The following is a 23077-nucleotide window of genomic DNA, read 5'->3' on the forward strand; positions in this document are numbered from 1 at the left end:
TTATAATAATAAGTTATTTTTGTTGGATCATCCTGTTAGCTAAGTCTAAAAATCTTAAGGCAAGATAATAATCATCCCCCATAAGGTCATATATAGCATCTTCTGTCAATATTCCTTGATTTATTGATGGGTCAATCTTGCCTTCATTTGAGTCATCAAAATCTTTTTTAAACTGCTCGCTATAATAATATTCTACCAGTTTATCAAAATCTTCCCTATCCTTATCAAGCTGATCTAGGATTTCGTTAATCTTTCCTAAGAGCTCTTTATAGTTTTCATAAGTTTGAGTGTATTTTTCAATGTGTTTATAGTCCATTTTCTTCCTCTTTCAAATTTTTAATTATTTCATCTAATTCATTCTTAATTAGATATGCCTTGTTTACATTGCTTTTATTTGTACTTATTATTATTATACCCAAATCTTTTAGAAAAATAATGTATTGTCCACCAGTTCCGCTGGCATATTTTATATTATCCTTTCCAGTCCAAAGGCTATAGCCATAATAGTCATCTGATAATAAATTTGTACTTTCATAATCTTTGTTTGATTTATATAAATTTGCCTGCATCTTTTCTATCCAAGAATTTGATACTATTTTTTGGTTCCTGTAATATCCATCATTAATTATTATTTTCCCTAATTTAAGCATATCATCAGCAGATAGATATAGCTTAGTAGCTCCTGCCAAGTACTTTCCATAATAGTCCCATCTTGGAATTTTTATATCAATTTTGTTAAAGATATTTTCATCGATAAAAGTGTATAAGTCATAGCCTAGGTATTCTTGCATAGCAGCAGCTAGGACATAATAACCAGCATTGGAATACAAAAATTTTTGACCAGGATTAAAATATATGGGATATGATAAGGCATAATCAAGGAGATTATCCTTATTAAGTTCAGCTATATCTTTACTCATTAAAATTATATCCCTATAGCCCATGGTGTGGGTTAAACAATCTCTTACCCTAATTTTCTTAAGTTTTTCTATATTTTTTGTATTAAAAATTCTTATCTTATCTTTTAAAATATCATATATTAAAGTATCTTCATTAAAATTCCCATTCGATTTATCAATCAGTATCCCACAAGAAAGGCTTGTTACAAATTTTGCAATAGATCTTATATTTATAATATCATCACTAGCATCTTTATATAAAATCCCCCTTTCCATTGAATATATTATCAAAGAATCAATATTGTTTTTTTTAATATTTAGTAATTTATCAATCATATCCACCCTCAATTTTACTATACAAGTCTACCTTAAGAAATAAAGATTAGTTCATATGATAATATTAAAATGTTGTATTTTAATGATTTGTTTATATAAGAAAATTCCTCTTTTTAGATTAACTAAGAAGAGGAATTATTTATATAAACTTACTCATAATTCTTAAATTAGAAGAATTTTTAAATTCTAGGTCGCCATAAAACTTATCGTGTTTTTTATCATTTATAGAGAGTAATTCTATAAGGCTAACATTTTTATATAATAATTGTTCTTCTAATTTTTTTATAAACAATTTTCCAAGCCCATTATTTTGAAATTCTTTAAAGATAACTATTTCTTCTAGCATATATGATTTTAAGTCGTCATATTCTTTTATATATCCCATTAAAAAACCTGTATACTCATTTCCATTATTTTGTATAAGGCAAAGAGAATCGGGGGTTATGAAAACTTGCCTAATCCTCTTATAGGCTTTTTCATAAGTCCAAGATCCATCTTCATTTTCGTTATAATATTTAACATAAAGACTTGTAATTATATCCAAATCTTTTTCAGTCATACTTATATAATTCATAAGCTTACTAATAATTTTTAAGAGCTCTTTCGATTTTTCTCTTATCTTCTTTCTTCTTCAAGCTATCTCTTTTATCATATAATTTCTTACCTTTAGCAAGGCCTATTTCAAGCTTAATTAGCCCGTCACGCTCATAAACTCTAAGGGGTACTATTGTATAGCCTGTCATGGTTTTCTTGCCTATGAGCTTATTTATTTCCTTTTTATGAAGGAGTAGTTTCCTAGTTCGTGTTGGATCTATATTTTGATCTGTTGCTTGGCTATAAGGGGTAACGTGCATGCCATATACGAACATTTCCCCTTTCTTGTCGGAAATAAATGATTCTTTAATTGATACATTACCAGCCTTTATGGATTTTACTTCGCTACCTATTAGGGCCAGTCCTGCTTCGTATTTTTCTTCTATAAAATAATCATGGTAAGCCTTCTTATTATTGGCTAAAAGTTTCATCTCTTTCCTCCAAATAAAAATCTATATCTTTCTTGTATAGGTCTACATTAGTCACCATTACCCTTACTTCTTGACCTATTTGGTAATATTTTTTAGTATCGACATTAAAAGTTTGTAGGCTATCTTCTATATATTCGTATCTATCATCAGAAAACTTGTACATAAATAGACCTTCAACTGTATTTTCAAGCTCTATGAACATACCGAATTCTGTAATTGAAGATATTCTACCTGTAAATATTTCTCCAATATATTTTTTCATGTATTTACATTTATAGAAATCTTCTACTTCTCTTTCAGTTTGCTCACTTCTTCTTTCTGTTATGGAAAGGTGGTCTGCAGCATCTTCTAACCTATTTGTTAATGATATTTGATTTTTACCCATAAGTTTGTTTTCTATATAAGCCTTTAATAGTCTGTGGACTATTAGGTCAGGGTATCTCCTAATAGGGGCTGTAAAGTGGGTGTAAAAGCTCGTAGATAGTCCAAAGTGTATGTCGCTATAGTTTGCATACTTAGCTTTTTTCATGGTCCTTAGCATCAAAATATTGACAATTTGCTCTTCTTTTTTACCTTCTACTTCTTTTAAGATATTTTGAAAGTCTTTTGGGTGAAGTTCTGAGCCTCTGATATTATAGCCCATAGCATTTAATGCTTTTTTAAAAGCTTCTATTTTTTCATCAGCAGGCTTTTCGTGAATTCTGTATATAAATGGAAAATCCATGTAGGCAAAAAGTGTGGCGACAGTTTCATTTGCTATAAGCATGAACTCTTCTATCATCTTATTGCCTGGACCCCTATCTAGGGCTTCTATATTTAAAACCTTGCCTGTATCTGACACATCTATTTGACTTTCTTCAAAATTAAAATCTATGGAACCTCTTTTATCTCTAGATTTTTTTAAGATTTTGTGAAGCTTATTAAAGTCCTTTAGTTTTTCTTTTAATAGATCATCATCATATACTCCATCATCACCTTCTAAGAAGTTATTTACATCATCATAAACTAGCCTCTTATCAGACTTAATATATGATTTATAAAATTCGTAATCTAAAACCTTGCCTTTAGGATCTATGGTCATCCTTGCTGTTAGTGTTAGTCTAACTTCTCCTGGATTGAGTGAGCAAATTCCATTTGATAATTTCTCTGGGAGCATTGGAATTACAATATTATAAAGGTAGGTAGAATTTCCTCTATCGTAGGCATCTTTATCAAGGGCTGTACCTTCTTTTACATAATGACTTACATCTGCTATATGCACATATAGGTCATAATTATCGTCAGATTTTTCTATTGAGATAGCATCGTCAAAATCTTTAGAATCCCTACCGTCAATTGTGACTGTGTAAAGCTCAGACAAATCTTTTCTATCCTTAAGTTCATTTTCACTAACTTGATCAGCTATATATAAGATTTCTTTTTTTGTTTGCTTTGAAAATTCTGTAGGAATTTTATTTTGCCTGATTATTGATAAGACATCAATATTTTTATCATTTTTGCTGCCGATTATTTCTGTAATTCTTCCCTCAGGGTTGTTATTTTTAGGATAGGAAATAATTTCAACAACTACCTTATCCTTATCTTTTGCACCCTTGGAATATTTTTGATCTACATATATATCATCAGAAAATCCCTTATCTGCAACAACAAAACCAAAGCCTTTGTTGGCCTGATAGGTCCCTATGATTTCCTCATTGGCTCTTTCTAAGATTTCTATAACCTGGCCTTCAGCATTCTTGTCATCTTCCTTATCTCTTAGGATTTTGATTTTTACCTTATCATTATTATGAGCACCACTTAGTTTATCTTTTGCAATATATACATCATCAAAGTCTTTATTGTCGGATATAAAAAATCCATATCCACCAGAGGCTAGTGAGATTGTACCTTTAAGATTTATTTCTTCTTCAGTTAAAGGCATTATCCTTTTTTTATTTGATATACGAATCTTGTCATTTTTTTCTAGCTCGTCTACTATGTCCTTTATTCCCTTTTTAGTATACTTATCTGCTTTAAGATAGGTTTCAAGTTCTTTTAAGGTCATTGGTATATAGTCTTCATCATATACTAAATTTAGGATTAATTCTTTTATATTCATAAAATCTCCTTAGGATTTAATAAAAAAAGAGTCAAATTTCTTTGACCCCTCTTAGTTTAATGCTATAAATACTATACTTCCTAAAAATAAAAGTACTCCTCCAAAAATTACAACTTTGTCAAGCATTTCATTTTTTGATTTATGTGCACTTTTACCAAAAACATTAGTCTGTGTACCAGATAATGCTCCTAGTCCGTCAGTTTTAGGATCTTGTAGTGTTACTGCAACTATTACAATTGCAGATGCAATCATCATTATTACTGCAAGAAAATTAGACATATAGACACCTCCGTTCATACTTTTTTATAATACCGCAAATGGGCTATTTTTTCAATATTTATTATAAAAAGACTTGCTCATTATATAAGCAAGTCTTTTAAAGATATTATTTTAAGTTGTATAGTGCGTCAAGACCTTTAAATCTTGCATCTTCCCAAAGCTCATCTTCTATTCTTAGAAGTTGGTTATATTTAGCAACTCTATCTGTTCTTGAAGGTGCACCTGTTTTGATTTGTCCTGCATTTACAGCTACTACAAGGTCAGCTATTGTAACATCTTCTGTTTCACCAGATCTGTGAGAAACTATTGCTGTGTAACCAGCTTCTTTTGCCATTTCTATAGCATTTAGTGTTTCTGTTAGGGTACCGATTTGGTTAACTTTGATTAGGATTGAGTTTGCAACGCCTTCAGCTATACCTTTTTCAAGTTTGCTTGTATTTGTTACAAATAGGTCATCACCTACAAGTTGTACTTTCTTGCCAAGTCTTTCTGTAAGTTTTGCCCAACCTTCCCAGTCATTTTCATCTAGACCATCTTCAATTGAGATAATTGGATATTTGTTAACTAGTTCTTCTAACCAGTCGATCATTTCATCTTCTGTTTTAACTGTTCCTTCTCCGTCAAGGTGGTATTTACCATCTTCCTTGTTGTAGAATTCAGATGAAGCACAGTCCATTGCTATATAAACGTCTTTTCCTGGTTCATATCCAGCTTTTTTGATTGCTTCACAGATGATTTCAAGAGCTTCTTCGTTTGATTTTAGGTTTGGCGCAAATCCACCTTCATCACCTACAGCTGTGTTGTAGCCTTTGCTTGAAAGTACTGATTTAAGGCTGTGGAATACTTCTGTACCCATTTGTAGAGCGTGTGCAAAGCTTTCAGCTCCTAATGGGAAAATCATGAATTCTTGGATATCTACTGAGTTATCAGCGTGTTCTCCACCATTAAGGATGTTCATCATTGGTGTTGGAAGAAGTTTAGCGTTTGTTCCACCGATGTAGTTATATAGTGGCATACCTAGTTCATCTGCTGCTGCTTTTGCTGCTGCTAGTGATACACCTAGGATTGCGTTAGCTCCGAAGTTTCCTTTGTTTTCTGTTCCATCAAGTTCGATCATTCTGTTATCAATACCGATTTGATCTGTTACATCATAGATGCCTACAAGTTCATCAGCTATTTTATCATTTACATTTTCAACAGCTTTAAGAACTGATTTTCCAAGATAATAATCTTTATCTCCATCTCTAAGTTCTACTGCTTCCCATTCACCTGTAGATGCACCTGATGGTACTGCTGCACGACCGAAGCCGCCTAGTTCTGTTTCTACTTCAACTTCTACAGTTGGGTTTCCTCTTGAGTCAAGGATTTGTCTTGCATATACACTTGTAATTAAACTCATAAATATCTCCTTTTTATTTATAATATTTTTAAATAATTTAAACTATTTTGCGAAGTTTACTAAAGCAGCAAAGTCGCTTGCTTTTAGGCTCGCTCCGCCTACTAGGGCTCCGTCTATATTTTCTTTAGCCATAAGCTCAACAACATTATTTGGTTTTACTGATCCACCATATTGGATTCTTACTTTTTCAGAAGCTTCTTTTCCAAACATATCAGCTATTAGGCTTCTAATATAGCCGCACATTGCATCAGCATCATCACTAGATGCAGTTTTGCCTGTTCCTATTGCCCAGATTGGTTCATATGCTATGATTACTTTTTCTATATCTTCAGCTGAAACATCTTTTAAATCTTTTTCTATTTGAGATTTAACTTTTACTTCGTGTTCATTTGCTTCTCTTTCTTCTAAAGTTTCACCACAACAAAGAATTGGTACTAGGTCATGAGCGAGAGCAGATTTAACCTTTTTGTTAATTAGGCAATCACATTCTTTAAAATATTCACGTCTTTCTGAGTGACCTAAGATTACATATCTTGCTCCGATATCTATAAGCATTAGTGGAGAAATTTCTCCAGTATATGCACCACTTTCTTCGTAGTACATATTTTGTGCACCGAAAGCAACATTAGTACCTGCAAGTTTTTCTTTTGCAATTACTAAGTCTATAGCAGGTGTACAAACTCCAGCTTCTACATTTTCATCTAGGTCTAAATTTTTGATTTCTTCAAGTAGCTTTTCTGCTTCAGAAACTGTCATATTCATTTTCCAGTTTCCTACTATAACTGGTTTGCGCATTTAAGACTCCTTATTTGTTTTCTATTGCTGTTATACCTGGTAGGTCTTTACCTTCTAGGAATTCTAAGCTTGCTCCACCACCAGTAGATACGTGTGTAATCTTATCTTTTAGGCCAGCCATCTCTATAGCTAGAGCACTGTCTCCACCACCTACAATTGTTATTGCATCTGATTCAGCTAGAGCTTGGGCAACTTTGTTTGTACCATCTGCGAATTCTTTTATTTCAAATACTCCCATTGGTCCGTTCCATACTACTGTCTTTGCTTCTTTAATTTTTGATGCAAATAGTTCAGCTGTCTTTGGCCCTATATCTAGGGCTTCTTTATCTGCTGGAATATTATCTATATCAACAACTTCTGTATCTACGCCTGCTTCTATCTTATCTGCTATTACAACATCAACTGGTAGTAGGATTTCTACGCCATTTGCTTCAGCTTTTTTGATTAATTCTAGAGATAGATCCATCTTATCTTCTTCAAGAAGTGATTTTCCTATTTCTTTACCTTGAGCTTTAAGGAAGGTGTAAGCCATACCACCACCGATTAGGATTGTATCAACTTTTGTTATAAGATTTTCTATAACACCAATCTTATCTGATACTTTAGCTCCACCAAGGATTGATACAAATGGATGTTCTGGTGCTTCTAGAGCCTTGCCCATTATGTCAATTTCTTTTTCTATTAGAAGACCTACAGCTGATGGTAGGATGTTTGCAACTCCAACATTTGAAGCGTGTGCTCTGTGGCTTGTACCAAAGGCGTCATTTACATATAAATCTGCAAGTGAAGCTAATTCTTTTGCAAAATCTTCACCATTTTTTGTTTCTTCTTTTCTATATCTAGTGTTTTCTAGTAAGGCAATTTGTCCATCTTCGAGTTTATTAACTTCTTCTTTTACTTTTTCATCAACTACTACTGGTGATGGTAAAAATTTAAATTTATCGCCATAGACATTTTCTAAGTAATCTGCTACTGGTTTTAATGCGAATTCAGGATTTGCCTCTCCCTTTGGCCTACCTAAGTGGCTCATAAGTATAACTTTTGCACCATTTTCTGAGAGGTAATCTATAGTAGGCATAGCTGCTTTTATTCTTGCATCATCTGCTATTTTACCTTTTTCTTCTTTTGATAAAGGTACGTTGAAGTCTACTCTTACTAAAACTTTTTTTCCCTTTACATCTAAGTCTTTTACTGTTTTTTTATTCATTATTCACCTCGAAAAAAAGGCGAGATTGTATCCCGCCTATTTAATAATCTTAAAGATTTGCTAGATAATCAAGTGTTCTAACTAGGTTAGATACGTATCCCATTTCGTTATCATACCAAGCAACTGTTTTAACTACTTGTGTGCCATTTGCACCTTCAACTATTTTTGTAAGTTGTGAGTCAAATACAGATCCTGCTGGGTATCCAACTATATCACTTGATACTATATCATCTTCTGTATATGCAAATGCATCAGATTCGTATTTTTTCATTGCTGCATTTACTTCTTCAACTGTTACTTTCTTTTCAAGTACAGAATAAAGTTCTGTTATAGATCCTGTTATTGTTGGAACTCTTAGAGCTGAACCATCGATTTTACCTTCTACTTCAGGAAGTACTTTACCTACAGCTTTTGCTGCACCTGTTGAAGCTGGAATTGTGTTTTGAGCTGCTGCTCTTCCGCCTCTAAGGTCTTTTTTAGAAGCTGGTGTATCTTGGATAGCTTGAGTTGCTGTATATGCGTGGATTGTTGACATTTGTCCAGAAACAAAGCCAAATTCTTTAGCTAATACATTTACCATTGGTGCAAGGCAGTTTGTTGTACAGCTTGCGCCTGAAACTACTGTTTCTGATCCATCAAGTATGTCGTGGTTTACACCAAAAACGATAGTTTTCATATCACCTTTACCAGGTGCTGAAATAAGAACTTTCTTAGCTCCGGCTTTAAGGTGAGCTTCTGCTTTTTCTTTTTCTGTAAAGAATCCTGTACATTCAAGTACGATATCTACGTTTAATTCTCCCCAAGGAAGATCTTCAGGATTTCTTTCTGCAAAAACTTTGATGTCTTTACCATTGATTTTGAAGCCTTCGTCTGTTAATTCAGCTTCTCCATTGAATCTGCCTTGTGCAGTATCATATTTGAAAGCATATAGTAGACCTGCTTTATCAATAAGGTCATTGATTGCTACAACTTCGATGTTGTCTTCTACTTCTGCGATTCTTCTTAAGGTAAGACGTCCTATTCTACCAAATCCGTTAATTGCTACTCTTGTTGTCATTATTTCCTCCTAAATTCTTTCTACATATTAAATATACTGACTTGTTATTTGCTTGTCAATATTATTTACCAGCTTTTGCTTTCAATATACCTATTTGCCATTACAGCAGCTATACATCCGTCGCTTGCAGCAGTCACTGCCTGTCTAACTGATTTCTTTCTTGTATCGCCTACTGCAAAGACACCTTCTATATTGGTTTTCATGTCTTCATCTGTTATAATATAGCCCTTTTCCATATCAAGTTTACCTTCAAATATTTCTGTTGAAGCTACATTACCTACAAATATAAATACCCCAATTGGTGAATTATTATCACCTTTTATGATTTTTTCTTCATTTGTTTTAACATTTTCTAAAACTAATTCTTCGACTTCCTTAGAACCACGGATTTCCTTTAGTACAGAATTTAATTCAAATTTAATTTTAGGATTTTTCTTAACATTTTCTATTACTACACCGCTAGCTCTAAATTCATCTCTTCTATGCACAATTGTTACAGATTTACCATATTTTGTTAGGAAATTTGCCTCTTCTAGGGCACTATCTCCCCCGCCTATAACGTATATATCAAGACCTTGGTAAAATGGTCCATCACAAGTAGCGCAATATGACACTCCCCTATTTGCAAACTCTTCTTCACCAGGCACACCAAGGTGTCTATGTCTTGCACCAGTTGAAATTATAATAGTCTTTGCCTCATAGGTGTTAGAATCAGTTGTTACTTTTTTTATTTTACCTTCAAGCTCAACTTCTTTAACATTTTCAAAGACAATCTCAGCATATTCCTTTGCTTGTTCTTCCATTCTTTCTGATAGAGCCATTCCTGTTGGATCTTCAATTGATCCTGGATAATTTTCTACAAAAGCTGTTCCAGAAATTTGGCCGCCAGCTATATCTTTTTCAATTATTAGTGTCTTTAGCATACTTCTACCTGCATAAAGACCAGCAGTAAGTCCAGCTGGACCTCCACCTATTATTATTAAATCGTACATATATCTCCTTTAAAAATTAAAATCTACTTGTCTTAAGGCTTCATAGACCACTATTGAAACTGAATTAGCAAGATTAAGCGATCTATTAAGCTTTTTTGTCATCGGTATAGTTATGATTTTGTCCTGATATCTCTCAAGTAAGTTAGAATCAATCCCTTCCTTTTCCCTTCCAAATATCAAAAAATCACCATCCTTAAAATTTATATCGGTATATTTTTGCTTACTTGGTGTTTCAACTAAATAAAAGTTTTTTCCATCAAGATAGGATAAAAATTCTTCCAAACTGTCATGAATAACTAAATCTACCTTATCCCAATAATCTATACCAGCCTTTTTAAGGTATTTATCTGATAAGTTGAATTTGAATGGCCTTACTAAATGCAATCGTGACTCTGTTAAGACACAAGTTCTTGCTATGTTACCAACATTACCAGGATGCTCTGGCATTAATAAAACGACATTATACATTTTTATTTAACCTCAGAACATAATCACAAGCCTCTACAATTCCTGAGGAGTCATTATCTCCTACAATTATATCAGAATATTTTTTTAGAGTTTCATTGGCATTGCCCATAGCAAAACCAAGCTTAGCATTTTTTACCATAGGAATATCGTTGTATGAATCGCCTATGGCAGCTACCTCTTCTATACTTATACCCAAGATCTCACAAATCTCACTTATTGAATTCCATTTGCTAGAATTTTTATTTGATAGCTCGAGAAGGTTTGAACCGGAAGATGTTATATAAAGTTTATCAGCAAACTTCTCATTCACCTTTGAAACGATTTCTTCTTTACTAAGTTTATTTTTATCTATACCTGAAATTTGGAATTTATTAGCAGACTTACCTTGAGATAATAGATAAGAAACTGGGTCTTCTTTTATTATCAAATCCACTTGGTAATTCATTCCATAATCATTATCAATTTTAAGATGTTTGATTCTATCCAAATTTACCCTATTTGTATAATAATTTTCTTCATCATAAAAATGAAATTCAAGTTTTAGTTCTTTGCAAAATTCGAATAATTCTTTTAAAATATCGTCATCAATATAATATGTTTTATAAATATTGTTAGATGCAAGAGCAATCATAGAGCCATTTGTAGCAACAATTGGATTATCATAACCTATTATCTTTTGATAATATCTTATAGATGATAAGACTCTTCCACTAGCAAAAATTGTCTTGATACCTGAATCATTTAATTTTCTAAGGGCTTTTATATTATTATCTGGCATTTTAATAGAGGAATCTAGCAAGGTTCCATCTATATCGAAAGCAAATAATTTAATCATTTTGCCTCCTGTAATATTCGCATAATTTATTTAATTGGCATTCTTCACATAGTGGATTTCTAGCCTTGCATAAGGCCCTACCATGAGTAATTATTTGATGGTGAGTTTTTGTCCACCTTGACTGATCTATATTTTTTTCTAATTGGTCTTCTGTATTATCAACATTATTAGCATTAGCAAGACCAATCCTATTAGAAACCCTAAATACATGTGTATCTACTGCAATAGCTGGAATTCCATAAGCATTTGATACAACAACATTAGCTGTCTTTCTACCTACTCCAGGTAGTTTTTGTAATTCTTTTTTATCTTTTGGTACTATTGAATTATAATCATTAATAAGAATTTTGCTTGCAGCTTGTATATTTTTCGCTTTATTTCTGTATATACCAATAGATCTAATATAATTTTCTAGTTTCTTTATATCCATGTTTGCAAAATCTTCTGGTGTATTTGCCTCTTTAAACATTTCCTTTGTCACTTTATTTACACTAACGTCTGTTGCTTGGGCAGAAAGTATCGTTGCCACCAAAAGCTCAAAGGGTGTTGTAAAGTCAAGCATCGAATGATCCACATCTGGATACATTATATCTAGAAGATCTAATACTTTTTTTATGTCATTTTTAGATAAAATAATATCACCAACTTTCCCAATTATTATACTTTACTTATTTTTGCCTGCTAAGAATTGTTTTTGTTCATCATCTGCTATATAATAAATAAGAATTGGAGTGATAATATGTTTAATTTAAAAAAGAAAAATTTTAAAGACTTTGATATAATTTTACTATTGGTAACGATTTGTCTTTCTGTCTACGGATTAGTAGTTTTGTACTCAGCTTATGGCGGCAATCTGAGCGCTATTAAAACTCAGATTTTTGCTACAATATTGGGATTTTTGATTATAGGTGCACTTTGTACAATTGATTTAGATGTTATTAAGAAGCCCTATATGATTATGTATGCTGGAATGATTATAATGCTAATATCAACGCTATTTTTAGGTAGAGGACTTGATGAATGGGGAGCTAGAAGCTGGATATATATTGGATCTTTTTCCTTTCAGCCAGCTGAAATAGCTAAAATTATTTTGATATTTTGCCTAGCAGCCTTTCTAGATAAATATAAATATTCGATAAACTCTATAAAGACTCTAGTTTTGACTATCTTATTTGCCGGCTTTCCAATATTCCTTATACTTTTGCAGCCAGATTTTGGAACATCCATGGTATATTTGTTTTTTATAGCTGCAATGATATTTATAGTAGGAATCTCTTGGAAGTGGATTGGAATTTTACTTGCTATTGGTCTTGTGGTAGGAATAATACTTCTTACAAATCTGAGTGGCTTTAGGGCTGATAGGATTGAAAACTTCCTAAATCCTAATAGAGATACATCAGGATCGAACTGGCAGCAACAACAAGGTATGATAGCTATAGGATCTGGTATGATTGGTGGAAGAGGATACCTTAACGGAAGCCAATCTCAATATGGTTATATACCCGAGAAGGAAACAGACTTTATTTTTTCAGTCTTAGCTGAAGAACTTGGTTTTGTTGGATCAATTATCATGCTAGTCCTTTTTACAATCTTGATACTTAGACTTGTATTAATCGCAAAAACTTCAAATAATACTTTTATAAGCCTGCTTGTAACAGGAATTGCTGGATTAATCTTCATACACGTTTTTGAAAATATCGGAATGACTATAGGACTTATGCCTGTTACGGGTATACCTCTTCCATTCTTTTCAAATGGAGGTACCTTCCAGTTAATTATCTTATCTTGTGTGGGACTGGCGCTTTCATCATCTATGCAAAAGACCCAGTATGATGATGGTATTGTTGATAATAATCGAGTTTCACCTCTTGAAGTTACAATGGTTAGACCATCTAAAAGAAAATAATAAAGTAAAAAGCCATCGTAATATTTTACGATGGCTTTTTTTCTTTATTTCTTTTAACAATTTTTGTTTTAGAGAATTCTTCTCTTTCTTTTTCTTCAATACTTTGAGAAATATTTTTGATAAGTTCTGACTTTTGTGGTATCTGTATTTTTTCCAAAGAATTAACTTTTTTATTTGATTTTCTTATTTCTATTTCCAAGTTATTTATTGTACTATCAAGCTCTGCTAATTTAAAAATATCTGCTTTTAATTTATTAAAAGCTATTAAAGCTTCATCAAATAGAGAATTTGTCTGATAAAATGAATAAGATAAAGATAATTTCTTAGGAGTAAATCTTATTTCTGCTATGTCAGTCTGCATGAATTTTGTATTTTTTGTTTCTATTGAATTATCAATCGGTATAAGACCGGCTAAATTTTCTAGCTTAGCCTGGCCTATACTTGTCATAGCTTTATTGAAATTATGACTTACTTCATTCATTGTTTGGTTTACTTTTTTATTTAAAGCATCCCTATCCTTAATTTTACTCTCATGAGCATTCATTAAGGCCTTTCTTTTTTTATCTAGAATATCAAGACCAACATCTAATAGCTTAAGTTCTTCCTTAGCTTTTATTAGATTGGCTTTACTTGCTATTTGTTCATTGTTCATCAGTCTTACCTATAAATTTATCAAGATTTTTCTCAGATACCCTGTGAAGTTCGTTTCTTGGTAATATTTTTAATATATCCCAAGCTAAATCTAAACTTTCTTCAAGTTCTCTATTTTCACTTTGATCTTGTGATAGAAATTTGCTTTCAAATACATCACCGAATTCTAGGTATTTCTTATCAACTTCTGACAAATCATCCTCACCGACAATTTGTGCAATGTTTCTAACATCTATGACCTTGGAATATGATTCATATAATTGGTTCATTACATCTTCATGATCACTTCTTGTATAGCCCTCACCAATGCCATCTTTCATAAGTCTTGATAAAGAAGGCAAGACATTTATTGGTGGGTAGACTCCCTTACTTGAAAGGTTCCTATCTATTACTATTTGTCCTTCTGTAATATAACCAGTCAAGTCTGGAACTGGGTGAGTGATATCATCATTAGGCATGGTTAGGATTGGAATAAGGGTTACAGAACCTTTCACTCCCTCAATCATACCTGCCCTTTCATAAAGACTAGCTAGATTTGAATAAAGGTAACCTGGATAGCCCTTTCTTGATGGAATCTCTCCTCTTATAGAAGATACTTCACGTAGGGCCTCACAATAACTTGTCATATCGGTTATGATTACAAGCACGTGGTAGCCTTTCTTGTAGGCAAGGTATTCAGCAGCTGTAAGGGCACATTTTGGAGCAAGAAGTCTTTCCATTATTGGTGAATCGGCTAAGTTTTGATACATTACTAGCTTGTCCTTTACTCCAGCTTTAGAAAAAGCATCTTCGAAGAACATTGCCTCATCTTTTTTAATACCCATAGCAGCAAAGACAAAGGCAAAGTCTTCATAAGTTTTTAGTTTAGCTTGTCTAATAATTTGAGCTGCAATTTCGTTATGTGGTAGACCCGATCCTGAAAAAATCGGCAATTTTTGGCCACGAATTAGGGTGGTCAAGGTATCAATAGCAGAAATTCCTGTTTGTATGAAGTCTCTTGGATATTCCCTTGCAACTGGATTTAGTGCAAGACCTTCGACAGGATAAGTTTCTTCTGAATAAATGTCTCCACCATTATCAATAGGTTGACCTATACCATTGAAAGTCCTACCTAGAATACTCTCATTGAGAGGTAATTCTAATGGTTTTTCGTAGAAACTAACAACAATATCTTCTACAGAAAAATTATCTGTATTTGCATAAACCTCAATTGTTACAGTATCATCATCAACCATTACAACTGATCCTACAAACTCCATTCCTGCTGCATGAACAGAAACTAGGGCATTGTAGGCTATGTCGCTTACTTTTTCAATTTCTATGATAGAAGATTCTATTTTTTTAATTTTTGTATATTCTTTTCTCAACAGCTTACCCCCTCAAACTAGCAAAATAATTCTCAATTTTAGAGCCTAGCTGGTTAAGCTTTTCTAATTTATCATTTTCAACATTGTATTTCATCTGGCTTATTTCATTTAATAAGTTAGAATCATAAATCTGTTTATATGAAATGCCATCTTTAAGAGCTTTGTTACTTAGATTATTGTATTTATCTATTATATCAAGCATCATAATTTGCTTATCAACAGGCACATACTTATCTATAGCGTTATAAGCATTTTGTTGTAGGAAACCATTTCTAATTAGGGCAGCCACATCTAGAGTATTTTTTTGTTCATCTGATAAAGCATCTGATCCAACTAACATCATTATTGATTTAACTTCTTCTTCAGAAATCAATACATTCATAAGTTTATTTCTTATAGCGATAATATCAGAATTGTAATGCTCTTTGTAGTAGTCTTGCATCTTTTCTAAGTAGTTAGTATATGAAGTTAGCCAGTTTATAGCTGGGTAATGTCTTGAATAAGCAAGTTTCCTATCAAGACCTAAAAACACATTTACAGAACGTCTGGTTGCTTCAGTTACAGGTTCTGAAAAGTCTCCACCCGATGGAGATACAGCCCCTATTAAGGTTACTGAACCTTTTGTTCCATTTAGGTTTTCGAAATATCCAGCTCTTTCATAAAATTTAGAAAGTCTTGATGCAAGATAGGCAGGATAGCCCTCTTCTGCAGGTATCTCTTCTAGCCTTGCGGAAATTTCCCTTAATGCCTCTGCCCATCTAGAAGTAGAATCTGCCATTAGAGCCACATCATAGCCCATATCCTTATAGTATTCTGCGATAGTTATACCTGTATATATACTTGCCTCTCTTGCAGCAACTGGCATGTTTGAAGTGTTAGCAATCAGGATTGTCCTTTGCATAAGGTCCTTACCTGTATTTGGGTCGATCAGGTCTGGGAATTCCTCAAGTACCTGAGTCATCTCATTACCCCTTTCACCGCAACCAATATATACTATGATGTCAACATCAGAATATTGGGCAAGCTGATGTTGGAGCATTGTCTTACCTGTACCAAATCCTCCAGGAATTGCAACTGTACCTCCCTTTGCTATTGGGAAAAATACATCTAATACCCTTTGGCCAGTAACTAAAATATTTTGTAAGGTTAAGGCTTTTTTAACTGGCCTAGGATTTCTTACAGGCCAATATTGGTAAAGTTTAAGGTCAAAAACACCTTCATCATTTTCTACCTTTAGTATGGTATCTTCAAGCTTATATTTACCATCTTCCTTAGCTTCAACTATTACACCAGTAAAGCTAGACATTAGTCTATGCTCTATTACTTCTGTCTCTTTTATAGTGGCGTAAATATCTGCTTTTTTAATCTTGTCACCTTTTTTAAATTTAATTTTAACATCCCATTCTTTTTCAAGATCAAGGTTGTCAAAACCAATACCGGATGGTATAAAGGCTCCGTGTTTATCCATTATATCTTTAAGAGGTCTTTCTATACCATCAAACATATTTCCTAATAGACCAGGACCTAGTCTGACTGATAAAGGCATTGATGTAGAGATGATATCCTCTCCTACTTTTAAACCTGATGTATCCTCGTATACCTGAATAGTTGCAAGGTCACCTTCAACGGAAATAACTTCCCCAATTAGTTTTAAATTACCAACTGAAACCATCTCTCTAATTTTAAGGCTTCTTGCGTTTTGAGCATAAACAACAGGTCCATTAATTGTTTTAATTATTGGATTCATTAAAACGCTCACTTTCAAGAACTTGGTATAATTTTTTACCAAATTCATATTTTTTATATCTAATTCTTTCTTTATAGCTAAAATTATATCTGAATTCATTATTGATATCTTTTAGTATAAAGCCACCTATATAAGTGTTATCCATCGCTTGCTTATTTTTAAAATCTATTAAAGCTAAGTCATCTTCTAACACACATACTACAATCTCATCTTCTGATAAAGAAAGTTCTTTCATAACCATTTTTATTTCAGTAGATAAAGATTTTTTATAAGCATCTGTTTGTTTATATGCCCTTAGTTTACTAATTAATCTATTATAAAAATCATCAAGCAATTCTTCCTTGTAAGCAAAAAAGTTATTTTTTTCTTCTTGCTTAATTTTTGATATTTCTTCGTTTTTTCTTATTTTTAGAAAGTTTTTACGATCTTTAAGTTTTTCTTCAAATTCTTGACTTCTTTGTTTATTCTTATTATCGATATAGGATGAATTCTTTTCGGTTGATAGGAATAATTCCTCATCCGTTTTTATCTTTTCTTCATCCCAAACCATCTTTCTAAAACTTGATAGTTTTGCTTCTAAGTCTAGCATAATCAATCCTTTCAGCCATCAATAATTACAATTAAAGGCATTGTGTAATCTCTTCTATAATTATCAATCCTATTATTATTTTTATTATAAACTGCTCTTGTAATTATCAATATAGCAAGATTCTCATCCTTGTATGAATTCCTAAATTCCTCTTCAAAATTATTCTCATCAACCAAGCTTGCTTCAATAGCTCCAAGACGAAACATTGTAAGCAAGTTGTTTGAATCAGTTAGAATCTTTGCCTTCATTTTATGCGTATAGGATTAGGATTGAAATAATTACACCAAAGATTGCAATACCTTCAGCAAGACCAACAAAGATGATTGTTCTACCAAGTATTGATTGGTCTTCAGAAATTGCGCCAAGTGCTGCAGATCCTACTGTACCAACTGCATAACCAGTACCGATTGTAGCAAGACCTGTTGAAAGGGCTGCACCTATATATTTAAGTCCATCGCTTGCTGTAGCTGTTGCAGCTGCAGCTTCTCCTGCTGCTTTTGATGTTGATGGAAGAATTAATACCATAATCATCAACATTAGTGGTACAAAGGTAAATAAATTTATCTTTAATGCTTTTTTTATTTTTGCTTTTGAGCTATCTTCGTTATTTTTTAGTAGGTATAAACCTGAATAAATTGTCATAATGACAACTGCTAGTGCAAGTAATGCTGTATATTTAATCATATTCTTCTCCTTTTAAATTAGTTTTCTTTAATTGGTCTAAATTTACGACCGTTTCCTTGATAATACTTACTAAACATTTCATAAAATTCTAGTCTTAGACCTTGGATAAAGACAATCATTCCTTCAAGGCCAATGATTAAAACATTACCAAATATTAATATTATTATTCCAAAAATCCCGCCACCAACAAGTTTGCTCATAACTTCAAAGGCCATGTATAGACCAACGTGGTTGATAGCAAAGGCTCCAACCCTAGTAAATGAAACAAGATTTGAAAATACTGAAAGCAAGGCTTCTATTATTGAAAATGAACTTTCAACATAATAATCTGAGGCACTTGATTCAAAGACCTCATCTCTTTTTTCAATTTTAGCTGATATTGGTTTAGAAAATACTATCATTATTATTGATAGAATCAACAGACAAAGAGCAAAAGGCATTGGAAGTGGATTTACATTTACAATGTTAAGTATTAATAAAACAAATGAAATCATCATCAAGAGTCCTGCAAGGCCTTCCTTACCAAAGATTCCTTCTTCGATATTTTTTTGTTTTACTAATTTGTTATAAATACCTAGACAATATGCAATTACAAGTAGCATTATACCAAAGGCTACTGATGCTATAAGGACTTTCATGATATTATCAAATGGTTTAATCAATAATGTAGGAATCAATGTCTCTATTCCAAAAAATGATCCATACATCAAACCAAAGAAACAAGCAGAAAATCCAATTCTTCTTATTAGTGATCCGAAGGTTTTATTAATCTTATCTACAAAAAAGCTTAGAAGAATAAAAACTAAACCTTGTCCTAAATCACCAAACATCATTCCATAGAGGAGCATATAAGTTACTGCGAAAAATGGAGTTGGGTCAATTTCGTTATAATTAGGTGCTCCATACATATTTACTAGGAATTCGAAGGGTCTAAAGAGCTTGTTATTTCTTAACTTTGTTGGTGGCTCTTGATTATATTTTTTTTTTACTTCTACGTTTGTTTTGTCGTATTTTTTGGATAAAGATTCAAATTCTTTTACCTTAGAATTTGGAACCCAACCAGTTAAGTATAAATATTTTTCACCCTTGGCCATCTTACTAATGATATTTTCGCTTTTTTCATAGTATTCAACAGTACTTGGTAAAGATTCGAAAGTTTCTTCGTTATTATCCTTAAAATCTTTGATATCTTTTTCTAGATTATCTAATTCCTTTCCTATACTACTTAACTTAGCATTTATTGTATCAAGATTCTCATCAGGAAGTTCCATATCGATAAAGCCCATTGTGTTTACAGCCCTACCTATATCTTCACTAACCTGTTTTGGATAGACTAATAGATAATTTTCTTTAGAGTTTTTTATTTTATCTGTCATTGCCATCCTCCTTGATTATTTTTTCGAATGCTTCATCTACGAGCATGTCAACCTCATCCTTGTATAGGCTTTCAATGCTAGATTTCTTGTCAGAAAAAGATTTTTTAATTTCACTAGCTTCTTTGCTTATTTCTTCATCGTTGTTTTTATTTAACTCCGCAACTTCTCTTGTAATTTTTTCAAGATAGGTTTGATCAATCTTATTAGCAACTTTTAAGCTTTCAGCTTTTTCATTTTCAATTATAGCATCAACACTTCTTCTTCTTTCACTAGTTTTATTGTCTAGCTCAATCAAAGTGTTAATCGCATCAGCACTTTTAGTATCTTCATCGTTTAAGTGGATGATTAGTGATGGTATATTTTCGTAGTTATTTTTTAGAATAAATCTACCATCTTTTGTCACCTTGCCATATCTAAAATCGAAATAGTTTAAGTGCTTAATCTTATCAATATCAACATCTGCCCTATTTAGAATCTCCAAATTATTTTTATAAGTTAATAATTTTTCTTTTTCTTCAACAAGGCTTTCTCGTCTTTTAATCATCGGCTCAAGTCTAGTATAGAGTCTGTCAAGTTCATCTTTCTCAATAACTTTAGTTATTTTACCGATTTTTTCATCATCTTTAATATCAAAGAATTTCTTTAGATAATCAAGTTTTTCAAGTTCTTCTTTGCTAAGACCTTGAAAGCTTGTAATACTATTCATATCCTCAGTCAGTTCGACATTTTCGCTACTAGCCTTGACAGAGAAAGCTCTACTAGCCACTTGACCAAAAGCATCAATTGGTTCGATTTGACCTATATTTATTACATCCTTTAATAAATCGGTAAGATTTTCTAGTCTGGATGTAATATTAACTAGGTTCATTTTTTCTACTGCCATATCTACCTTCCTATTAACAATTCTCTTTTCTGATTGTAATCATATCGTCCATCCATCTCTAGTATGGAAATAATATTTTTAATATCCAAGTATAAAAGATTTATTGCAGAAATAACATAAAGGATGTCACAATTCTCACTGATTATTTCATCTCTAGAATTCTTCCATCTTCTATCTTGTATTCTTTTATAAACCAAATCTTCATTTTCAAAAATATTTTTATACCTACTATCAGAAAAATACTCTATAAATTCGTCCTTATTGAGATTAGATATCTCTCTAAGTCTGTCTGCATTAAACAGATATCCACCCTCTATAAGATAGTTAAAAACTTCGTTATTATTTATTTCAAAAAAAGATTTTAACCTGTAAAGCATTTCAAAATTCAACAAGTTGATTTCTTCTGCTATATATCTGTTGATGTACTTATAATCATTGCTAGGGAACTTTTCGCTCATTTTTAGTAAGTCTCTATAATACAATTTTATAAGAGCATTAGAAGATAAAAATATCAATTGGTCTTGATCCATATTTTCATTTAAAAACGGCTCCAAGACCCTTTTTATATGTTTATCTTTAATAGATTCAACAAAATCATGTAAAGAAAAACTAGCTGATAGCTCCATTCCTTCAAAAAACGGGCTGTTTACGAAGTATTTATAGTTATCTGATAAAGAATCATTTAATATACTTGTAATTATTTCTTGTATCAAATAAATTTTGTAAATTGAGAAATATAATTCATAAAATTTTTTATCTAAGCCTCTTAAAAAGAAGTCAATTGACCTTACTTGCTTAAAAAAATAATTATTTAATTTTTCTTCAACAATTAGTTTATCATCATCAGCTGATAGAAATTCATAATTTTTCTTTAAATATGAGATTTTTCTATCAAAATCATTCTCATTTATAGTTCTTTCTAGCAAATAATCATCTAAAAGTTTCCCCAATTTAGCCTTAGCTTTTACAGAAACATCTTTCATAAAACCTCCTTTCCTGACATTAACATATTGTACCTTAAATTCTTTTATAAAAAAAGCTTTTTAAATAACTAATATCATTTATATATATCTGGAAAAGGACTTAAGCCCAGCTAAGGCTGGGCTATTCAACTAAGTCTCCTGATATTGTAAAGGATGTATTGTCATTTATTTTTACTTTTACAAATTCTCCAATTAAACTCTTATCGGCTTTCACATGAACTAACTTGAAATCATCAGTTCTACCTGTAAGAACTTCAGGATTATTTTTACTTTCTGATTCTAATAATACCTCTACAGTTTTACCTATATAAGTCTTATTCTTTTCATAAAAATGTGGATATAAGACATCTAAAAGCCTATCAAATCTATCTTGGATTACATCATCATCTAATGGAGTAAGTTTTGCAGCCCTTGTCTTTGGCCTAGGTGAATATTTGAAAGTAAAGGCTGTGTCGTAACCTACTATATCACATACCTTAAGTGTTTCTTTAAAATCTTCTTCTGTTTCTGTAGGATAACCTACTATTATATCTGTTGAAATTGCGATTTCTGGTATTTCTTCTTTAAGTTTTCTAACTCTTTCAAGATACTTTGCCTGATCATAATGACGATTCATGTCTTTTAGAATTTTTGATGAACCAGATTGAAGTGGTAAATGAAAATACTTACATATATTGTCGTTTCTTTTAATTACTTCTACAAGTTCATCGGATAAATCTTTTGGATGACTTGTTGTAAACCTAAGTCTTTTTAGATTTGGTATTTGAGCCACTTTTTCTAAAAGCTCTGGGAATGTGTGTTTGAAATCGGCTTTGTTGCCATAAGAATTAACATTTTGACCAAGTAAGGTTATTTCTTTATAGCCATTGTTAACCAAATATTCTACCTCTTCTATAATTGATGAAGGGCGTCTTGATTCTTCCCTACCTCTTGATTCAGGAACTATGCAATAGGAACAGAAATTATCACAACCGGTCATTATATTTACATAGGCTTGAAAATCATTTGGGGTGTTATATTTTACAAAATCATCTTTTACATTATCTGTTGATATATCAACGACTCTTTCATTTGTTTCAAGATATCTAAAGATTAAATCCTTAAGGGAGTTGATGTTTTTAGTACCAAAGATGATATCTACTTCCTTATGTTTATCAATTATAACATTTCTAGCTACTTCAGTTTGCATCATACATCCTGATACAGCAATTATTTTTTCGGGATTTTCTTTTTTCAGTTTCTTTAATGATGAAACTTGACCATATAGCTTTAGCTCTGCATTTTCTCTTACTAAGCATGTATTGAATAAGATAAAATCTGCCTTATTCCTATCCTCTTCATATCTATAACCCAAATCTTCTAGGATAAAGGATATTCTTTCAGAATCATGCTCATTCATTTGGCAGCCAAAGGTCGTTATATTGTAGGTCTTTCCTCTAAAGAAATCTTTGTATTTATCTAATTTGTCAGACATGTTCCTCCTTTAAGTAAAAAAAGAGAT

25 protein-coding genes are annotated in these 23077 nt (G+C 32.0%); 1 reads left to right on the forward strand and 24 read right to left on the reverse strand.

What is annotated here, in order from left to right:
* Positions 1–13: 13 nt before the first annotated feature.
* From ACCQ42_RS04845 to nth, 14 genes are all read right to left on the reverse strand, one after another.
* The gene (locus ACCQ42_RS04845; RefSeq protein WP_106460300.1) at positions 14–316 is read right to left on the reverse strand and encodes a DUF4298 domain-containing protein; all 303 of its coding nucleotides are present in this window, start codon (positions 314–316) and stop codon (positions 14–16) included.
* Entirely contained in the window at positions 306–1235 is a 930-nt protein-coding gene (locus ACCQ42_RS04850; protein ID WP_106460301.1) for a serine hydrolase domain-containing protein, read from the reverse strand. Before ACCQ42_RS04850 ends, ACCQ42_RS04845 begins: the two co-directional genes overlap by 11 nt.
* Before the next feature lie 139 nt (positions 1236–1374).
* On the reverse strand, positions 1375–1809 hold the full coding sequence (locus ACCQ42_RS04855; protein ID WP_106460302.1) for a GNAT family N-acetyltransferase: 435 nt from the start codon (positions 1807–1809) through the stop codon (positions 1375–1377).
* A 7-nt stretch (positions 1810–1816) separates the two neighbouring features.
* Complete coding sequence (gene smpB, locus ACCQ42_RS04860) at positions 1817–2260, reverse strand: SsrA-binding protein SmpB (RefSeq protein ID WP_106460303.1); 444 nt, start codon at positions 2258–2260, stop codon at positions 1817–1819.
* Complete coding sequence (rnr, locus tag ACCQ42_RS04865; RefSeq protein WP_106460304.1) at positions 2241–4358, reverse strand: ribonuclease R; 2118 nt, start codon at positions 4356–4358, stop codon at positions 2241–2243. The genes smpB and rnr overlap by 20 nt, the downstream gene beginning before the upstream one ends.
* Before the next feature lie 51 nt (positions 4359–4409).
* Positions 4410–4637, reverse strand: coding sequence for a preprotein translocase subunit SecG (gene secG, locus ACCQ42_RS04870; protein WP_106460305.1), 228 nt, complete (start codon positions 4635–4637; stop codon positions 4410–4412).
* A gap of 106 nt (positions 4638–4743) precedes the next feature.
* Positions 4744–6036, reverse strand: a complete 1293-nt coding sequence (gene eno / locus ACCQ42_RS04875) for a phosphopyruvate hydratase (RefSeq protein ID WP_265213896.1) — start codon at positions 6034–6036, stop codon at positions 4744–4746.
* A 42-nt stretch (positions 6037–6078) separates the two neighbouring features.
* Positions 6079–6831, reverse strand: coding sequence for a triose-phosphate isomerase (gene tpiA / locus ACCQ42_RS04880; RefSeq protein WP_410035518.1), 753 nt, complete (start codon positions 6829–6831; stop codon positions 6079–6081).
* 10 nt (positions 6832–6841) lie between these two features.
* Positions 6842–8038, reverse strand: a complete 1197-nt coding sequence (locus ACCQ42_RS04885) for a phosphoglycerate kinase (RefSeq protein WP_106460308.1) — start codon at positions 8036–8038, stop codon at positions 6842–6844.
* A gap of 49 nt (positions 8039–8087) precedes the next feature.
* Positions 8088–9095 (reverse strand): type I glyceraldehyde-3-phosphate dehydrogenase, encoded by a 1008-nt coding sequence (gene gap / locus ACCQ42_RS04890; protein ID WP_106460309.1) that lies wholly within the window; start codon positions 9093–9095, stop codon positions 8088–8090.
* Positions 9096–9160: 65 nt separating this feature from the next.
* Complete coding sequence (gene trxB, locus ACCQ42_RS04895; protein ID WP_410035519.1) at positions 9161–10087, reverse strand: thioredoxin-disulfide reductase; 927 nt, start codon at positions 10085–10087, stop codon at positions 9161–9163.
* A 9-nt stretch (positions 10088–10096) separates the two neighbouring features.
* Entirely contained in the window at positions 10097–10555 is a 459-nt protein-coding gene (locus tag ACCQ42_RS04900; protein WP_106460311.1) for a tRNA (cytidine(34)-2'-O)-methyltransferase, read from the reverse strand.
* Complete coding sequence (locus tag ACCQ42_RS04905) at positions 10548–11390, reverse strand: HAD family hydrolase (RefSeq protein WP_410035520.1); 843 nt, start codon at positions 11388–11390, stop codon at positions 10548–10550. The genes ACCQ42_RS04900 and ACCQ42_RS04905 overlap by 8 nt, the downstream gene beginning before the upstream one ends.
* Complete coding sequence (nth, locus tag ACCQ42_RS04910; RefSeq protein WP_410035598.1) at positions 11383–12027, reverse strand: endonuclease III; 645 nt, start codon at positions 12025–12027, stop codon at positions 11383–11385. Before nth ends, ACCQ42_RS04905 begins: the two co-directional genes overlap by 8 nt.
* 102 nt (positions 12028–12129) lie before the next feature.
* Between nth and rodA the strand changes: the two genes are divergently transcribed.
* A complete protein-coding gene (gene rodA, locus ACCQ42_RS04915; RefSeq protein ID WP_410035521.1) occupies positions 12130–13296 on the forward strand; it encodes a rod shape-determining protein RodA in 1167 nt (388 codons plus the stop codon).
* A 25-nt stretch (positions 13297–13321) separates the two neighbouring features.
* Here rodA and ACCQ42_RS04920 read toward each other — a convergent pair whose 3' ends face one another.
* The 10 genes from ACCQ42_RS04920 to miaB form a co-directional block, all read right to left on the reverse strand.
* Positions 13322–13948: a V-type ATP synthase subunit D gene (locus tag ACCQ42_RS04920; protein ID WP_410035522.1), complete on the reverse strand. Its 627-nt coding sequence runs from the start codon at positions 13946–13948 to the stop codon at positions 13322–13324.
* Positions 13938–15314, reverse strand: a complete 1377-nt coding sequence (locus tag ACCQ42_RS04925) for a V-type ATP synthase subunit B (protein ID WP_410035523.1) — start codon at positions 15312–15314, stop codon at positions 13938–13940. The genes ACCQ42_RS04920 and ACCQ42_RS04925 overlap by 11 nt, the downstream gene beginning before the upstream one ends.
* A 4-nt stretch (positions 15315–15318) precedes the next feature.
* Positions 15319–17061, reverse strand: coding sequence for a V-type ATP synthase subunit A (locus ACCQ42_RS04930; RefSeq protein WP_410035524.1), 1743 nt, complete (start codon positions 17059–17061; stop codon positions 15319–15321).
* Positions 17045–17650 (reverse strand): ATPase, encoded by a 606-nt coding sequence (locus ACCQ42_RS04935; RefSeq protein WP_410035525.1) that lies wholly within the window; start codon positions 17648–17650, stop codon positions 17045–17047. The genes ACCQ42_RS04930 and ACCQ42_RS04935 overlap by 17 nt, the downstream gene beginning before the upstream one ends.
* 11 nt (positions 17651–17661) lie before the next feature.
* On the reverse strand, positions 17662–17898 hold the full coding sequence (locus ACCQ42_RS04940; RefSeq protein WP_311531816.1) for a V-type ATP synthase subunit F: 237 nt from the start codon (positions 17896–17898) through the stop codon (positions 17662–17664).
* A 1-nt stretch (position 17899) separates the two neighbouring features.
* Complete coding sequence (locus ACCQ42_RS04945) at positions 17900–18334, reverse strand: ATP synthase subunit C (protein ID WP_199792146.1); 435 nt, start codon at positions 18332–18334, stop codon at positions 17900–17902.
* A gap of 17 nt (positions 18335–18351) precedes the next feature.
* A complete protein-coding gene (locus ACCQ42_RS04950; RefSeq protein ID WP_399525098.1) occupies positions 18352–19716 on the reverse strand; it encodes a V-type ATP synthase subunit I in 1365 nt (454 codons plus the stop codon).
* Positions 19700–20593, reverse strand: coding sequence for a V-type ATP synthase subunit I domain-containing protein (locus tag ACCQ42_RS04955; protein ID WP_410035526.1), 894 nt, complete (start codon positions 20591–20593; stop codon positions 19700–19702). The genes ACCQ42_RS04950 and ACCQ42_RS04955 overlap by 17 nt, the downstream gene beginning before the upstream one ends.
* 2 nt (positions 20594–20595) lie before the next feature.
* Positions 20596–21576: a V0D/AC39 family V-type ATPase subunit gene (locus ACCQ42_RS04960; RefSeq protein WP_106460322.1), complete on the reverse strand. Its 981-nt coding sequence runs from the start codon at positions 21574–21576 to the stop codon at positions 20596–20598.
* A gap of 121 nt (positions 21577–21697) precedes the next feature.
* The gene (miaB, locus tag ACCQ42_RS04965; RefSeq protein ID WP_410035527.1) at positions 21698–23050 is read right to left on the reverse strand and encodes a tRNA (N6-isopentenyl adenosine(37)-C2)-methylthiotransferase MiaB; all 1353 of its coding nucleotides are present in this window, start codon (positions 23048–23050) and stop codon (positions 21698–21700) included.
* Positions 23051–23077: the final 27 nt, after the last annotated feature.

It is taken from the genome of Anaerococcus kampingae (assembly GCF_046365475.1).
In the GTDB taxonomy this organism is placed as follows: Bacteria; Bacillota; Clostridia; order Tissierellales; family Peptoniphilaceae; genus Anaerococcus; species Anaerococcus kampingae.

Excerpts from the sequence above, each read along its gene's own strand:
- ACCQ42_RS04850 (WP_106460301.1), bottom strand. The coding sequence starts at position 1,235 with ATGATTGATAAATTACTAAATATTAAAAAAAACAATATTGATTCTTTG.
- ACCQ42_RS04900 (WP_106460311.1), bottom strand. The coding sequence starts at position 10,555 with ATGTATAATGTCGTTTTATTAATGCCAGAGCATCCTGGTAATGTTGGT.
- trxB (WP_410035519.1), bottom strand. The coding sequence starts at position 10,087 with ATGTACGATTTAATAATAATAGGTGGAGGTCCAGCTGGACTTACTGCT.
- rnr (WP_106460304.1), bottom strand. The coding sequence starts at position 4,358 with ATGAATATAAAAGAATTAATCCTAAATTTAGTATATGATGAAGACTAT.
- ACCQ42_RS04940 (WP_311531816.1), bottom strand. The coding sequence starts at position 17,898 with ATGAAGGCAAAGATTCTAACTGATTCAAACAACTTGCTTACAATGTTT.
- ACCQ42_RS04930 (WP_410035524.1), bottom strand. The coding sequence starts at position 17,061 with ATGAATCCAATAATTAAAACAATTAATGGACCTGTTGTTTATGCTCAA.
- rodA (WP_410035521.1), top strand. The coding sequence starts at position 12,130 with ATGTTTAATTTAAAAAAGAAAAATTTTAAAGACTTTGATATAATTTTA.
- ACCQ42_RS04920 (WP_410035522.1), bottom strand. The coding sequence starts at position 13,948 with ATGAACAATGAACAAATAGCAAGTAAAGCCAATCTAATAAAAGCTAAG.
- ACCQ42_RS04855 (WP_106460302.1), bottom strand. The coding sequence starts at position 1,809 with ATGAATTATATAAGTATGACTGAAAAAGATTTGGATATAATTACAAGT.
- ACCQ42_RS04960 (WP_106460322.1), bottom strand. The coding sequence starts at position 21,576 with ATGAAAGATGTTTCTGTAAAAGCTAAGGCTAAATTGGGGAAACTTTTA.
- ACCQ42_RS04955 (WP_410035526.1), bottom strand. The coding sequence starts at position 20,593 with ATGGCAGTAGAAAAAATGAACCTAGTTAATATTACATCCAGACTAGAA.
- tpiA (WP_410035518.1), bottom strand. The coding sequence starts at position 6,831 with ATGCGCAAACCAGTTATAGTAGGAAACTGGAAAATGAATATGACAGTT.
- ACCQ42_RS04935 (WP_410035525.1), bottom strand. The coding sequence starts at position 17,650 with ATGCTAGACTTAGAAGCAAAACTATCAAGTTTTAGAAAGATGGTTTGG.
- ACCQ42_RS04945 (WP_199792146.1), bottom strand. The coding sequence starts at position 18,334 with ATGATTAAATATACAGCATTACTTGCACTAGCAGTTGTCATTATGACA.
- eno (WP_265213896.1), bottom strand. The coding sequence starts at position 6,036 with ATGAGTTTAATTACAAGTGTATATGCAAGACAAATCCTTGACTCAAGA.
- ACCQ42_RS04885 (WP_106460308.1), bottom strand. The coding sequence starts at position 8,038 with ATGAATAAAAAAACAGTAAAAGACTTAGATGTAAAGGGAAAAAAAGTT.
- gap (WP_106460309.1), bottom strand. The coding sequence starts at position 9,095 with ATGACAACAAGAGTAGCAATTAACGGATTTGGTAGAATAGGACGTCTT.
- ACCQ42_RS04845 (WP_106460300.1), bottom strand. The coding sequence starts at position 316 with ATGGACTATAAACACATTGAAAAATACACTCAAACTTATGAAAACTAT.
- miaB (WP_410035527.1), bottom strand. The coding sequence starts at position 23,050 with ATGTCTGACAAATTAGATAAATACAAAGATTTCTTTAGAGGAAAGACC.
- ACCQ42_RS04950 (WP_399525098.1), bottom strand. The coding sequence starts at position 19,716 with ATGGCAATGACAGATAAAATAAAAAACTCTAAAGAAAATTATCTATTA.
- secG (WP_106460305.1), bottom strand. The coding sequence starts at position 4,637 with ATGTCTAATTTTCTTGCAGTAATAATGATGATTGCATCTGCAATTGTA.
- ACCQ42_RS04905 (WP_410035520.1), bottom strand. The coding sequence starts at position 11,390 with ATGATTAAATTATTTGCTTTCGATATAGATGGAACCTTGCTAGATTCC.
- smpB (WP_106460303.1), bottom strand. The coding sequence starts at position 2,260 with ATGAAACTTTTAGCCAATAATAAGAAGGCTTACCATGATTATTTTATA.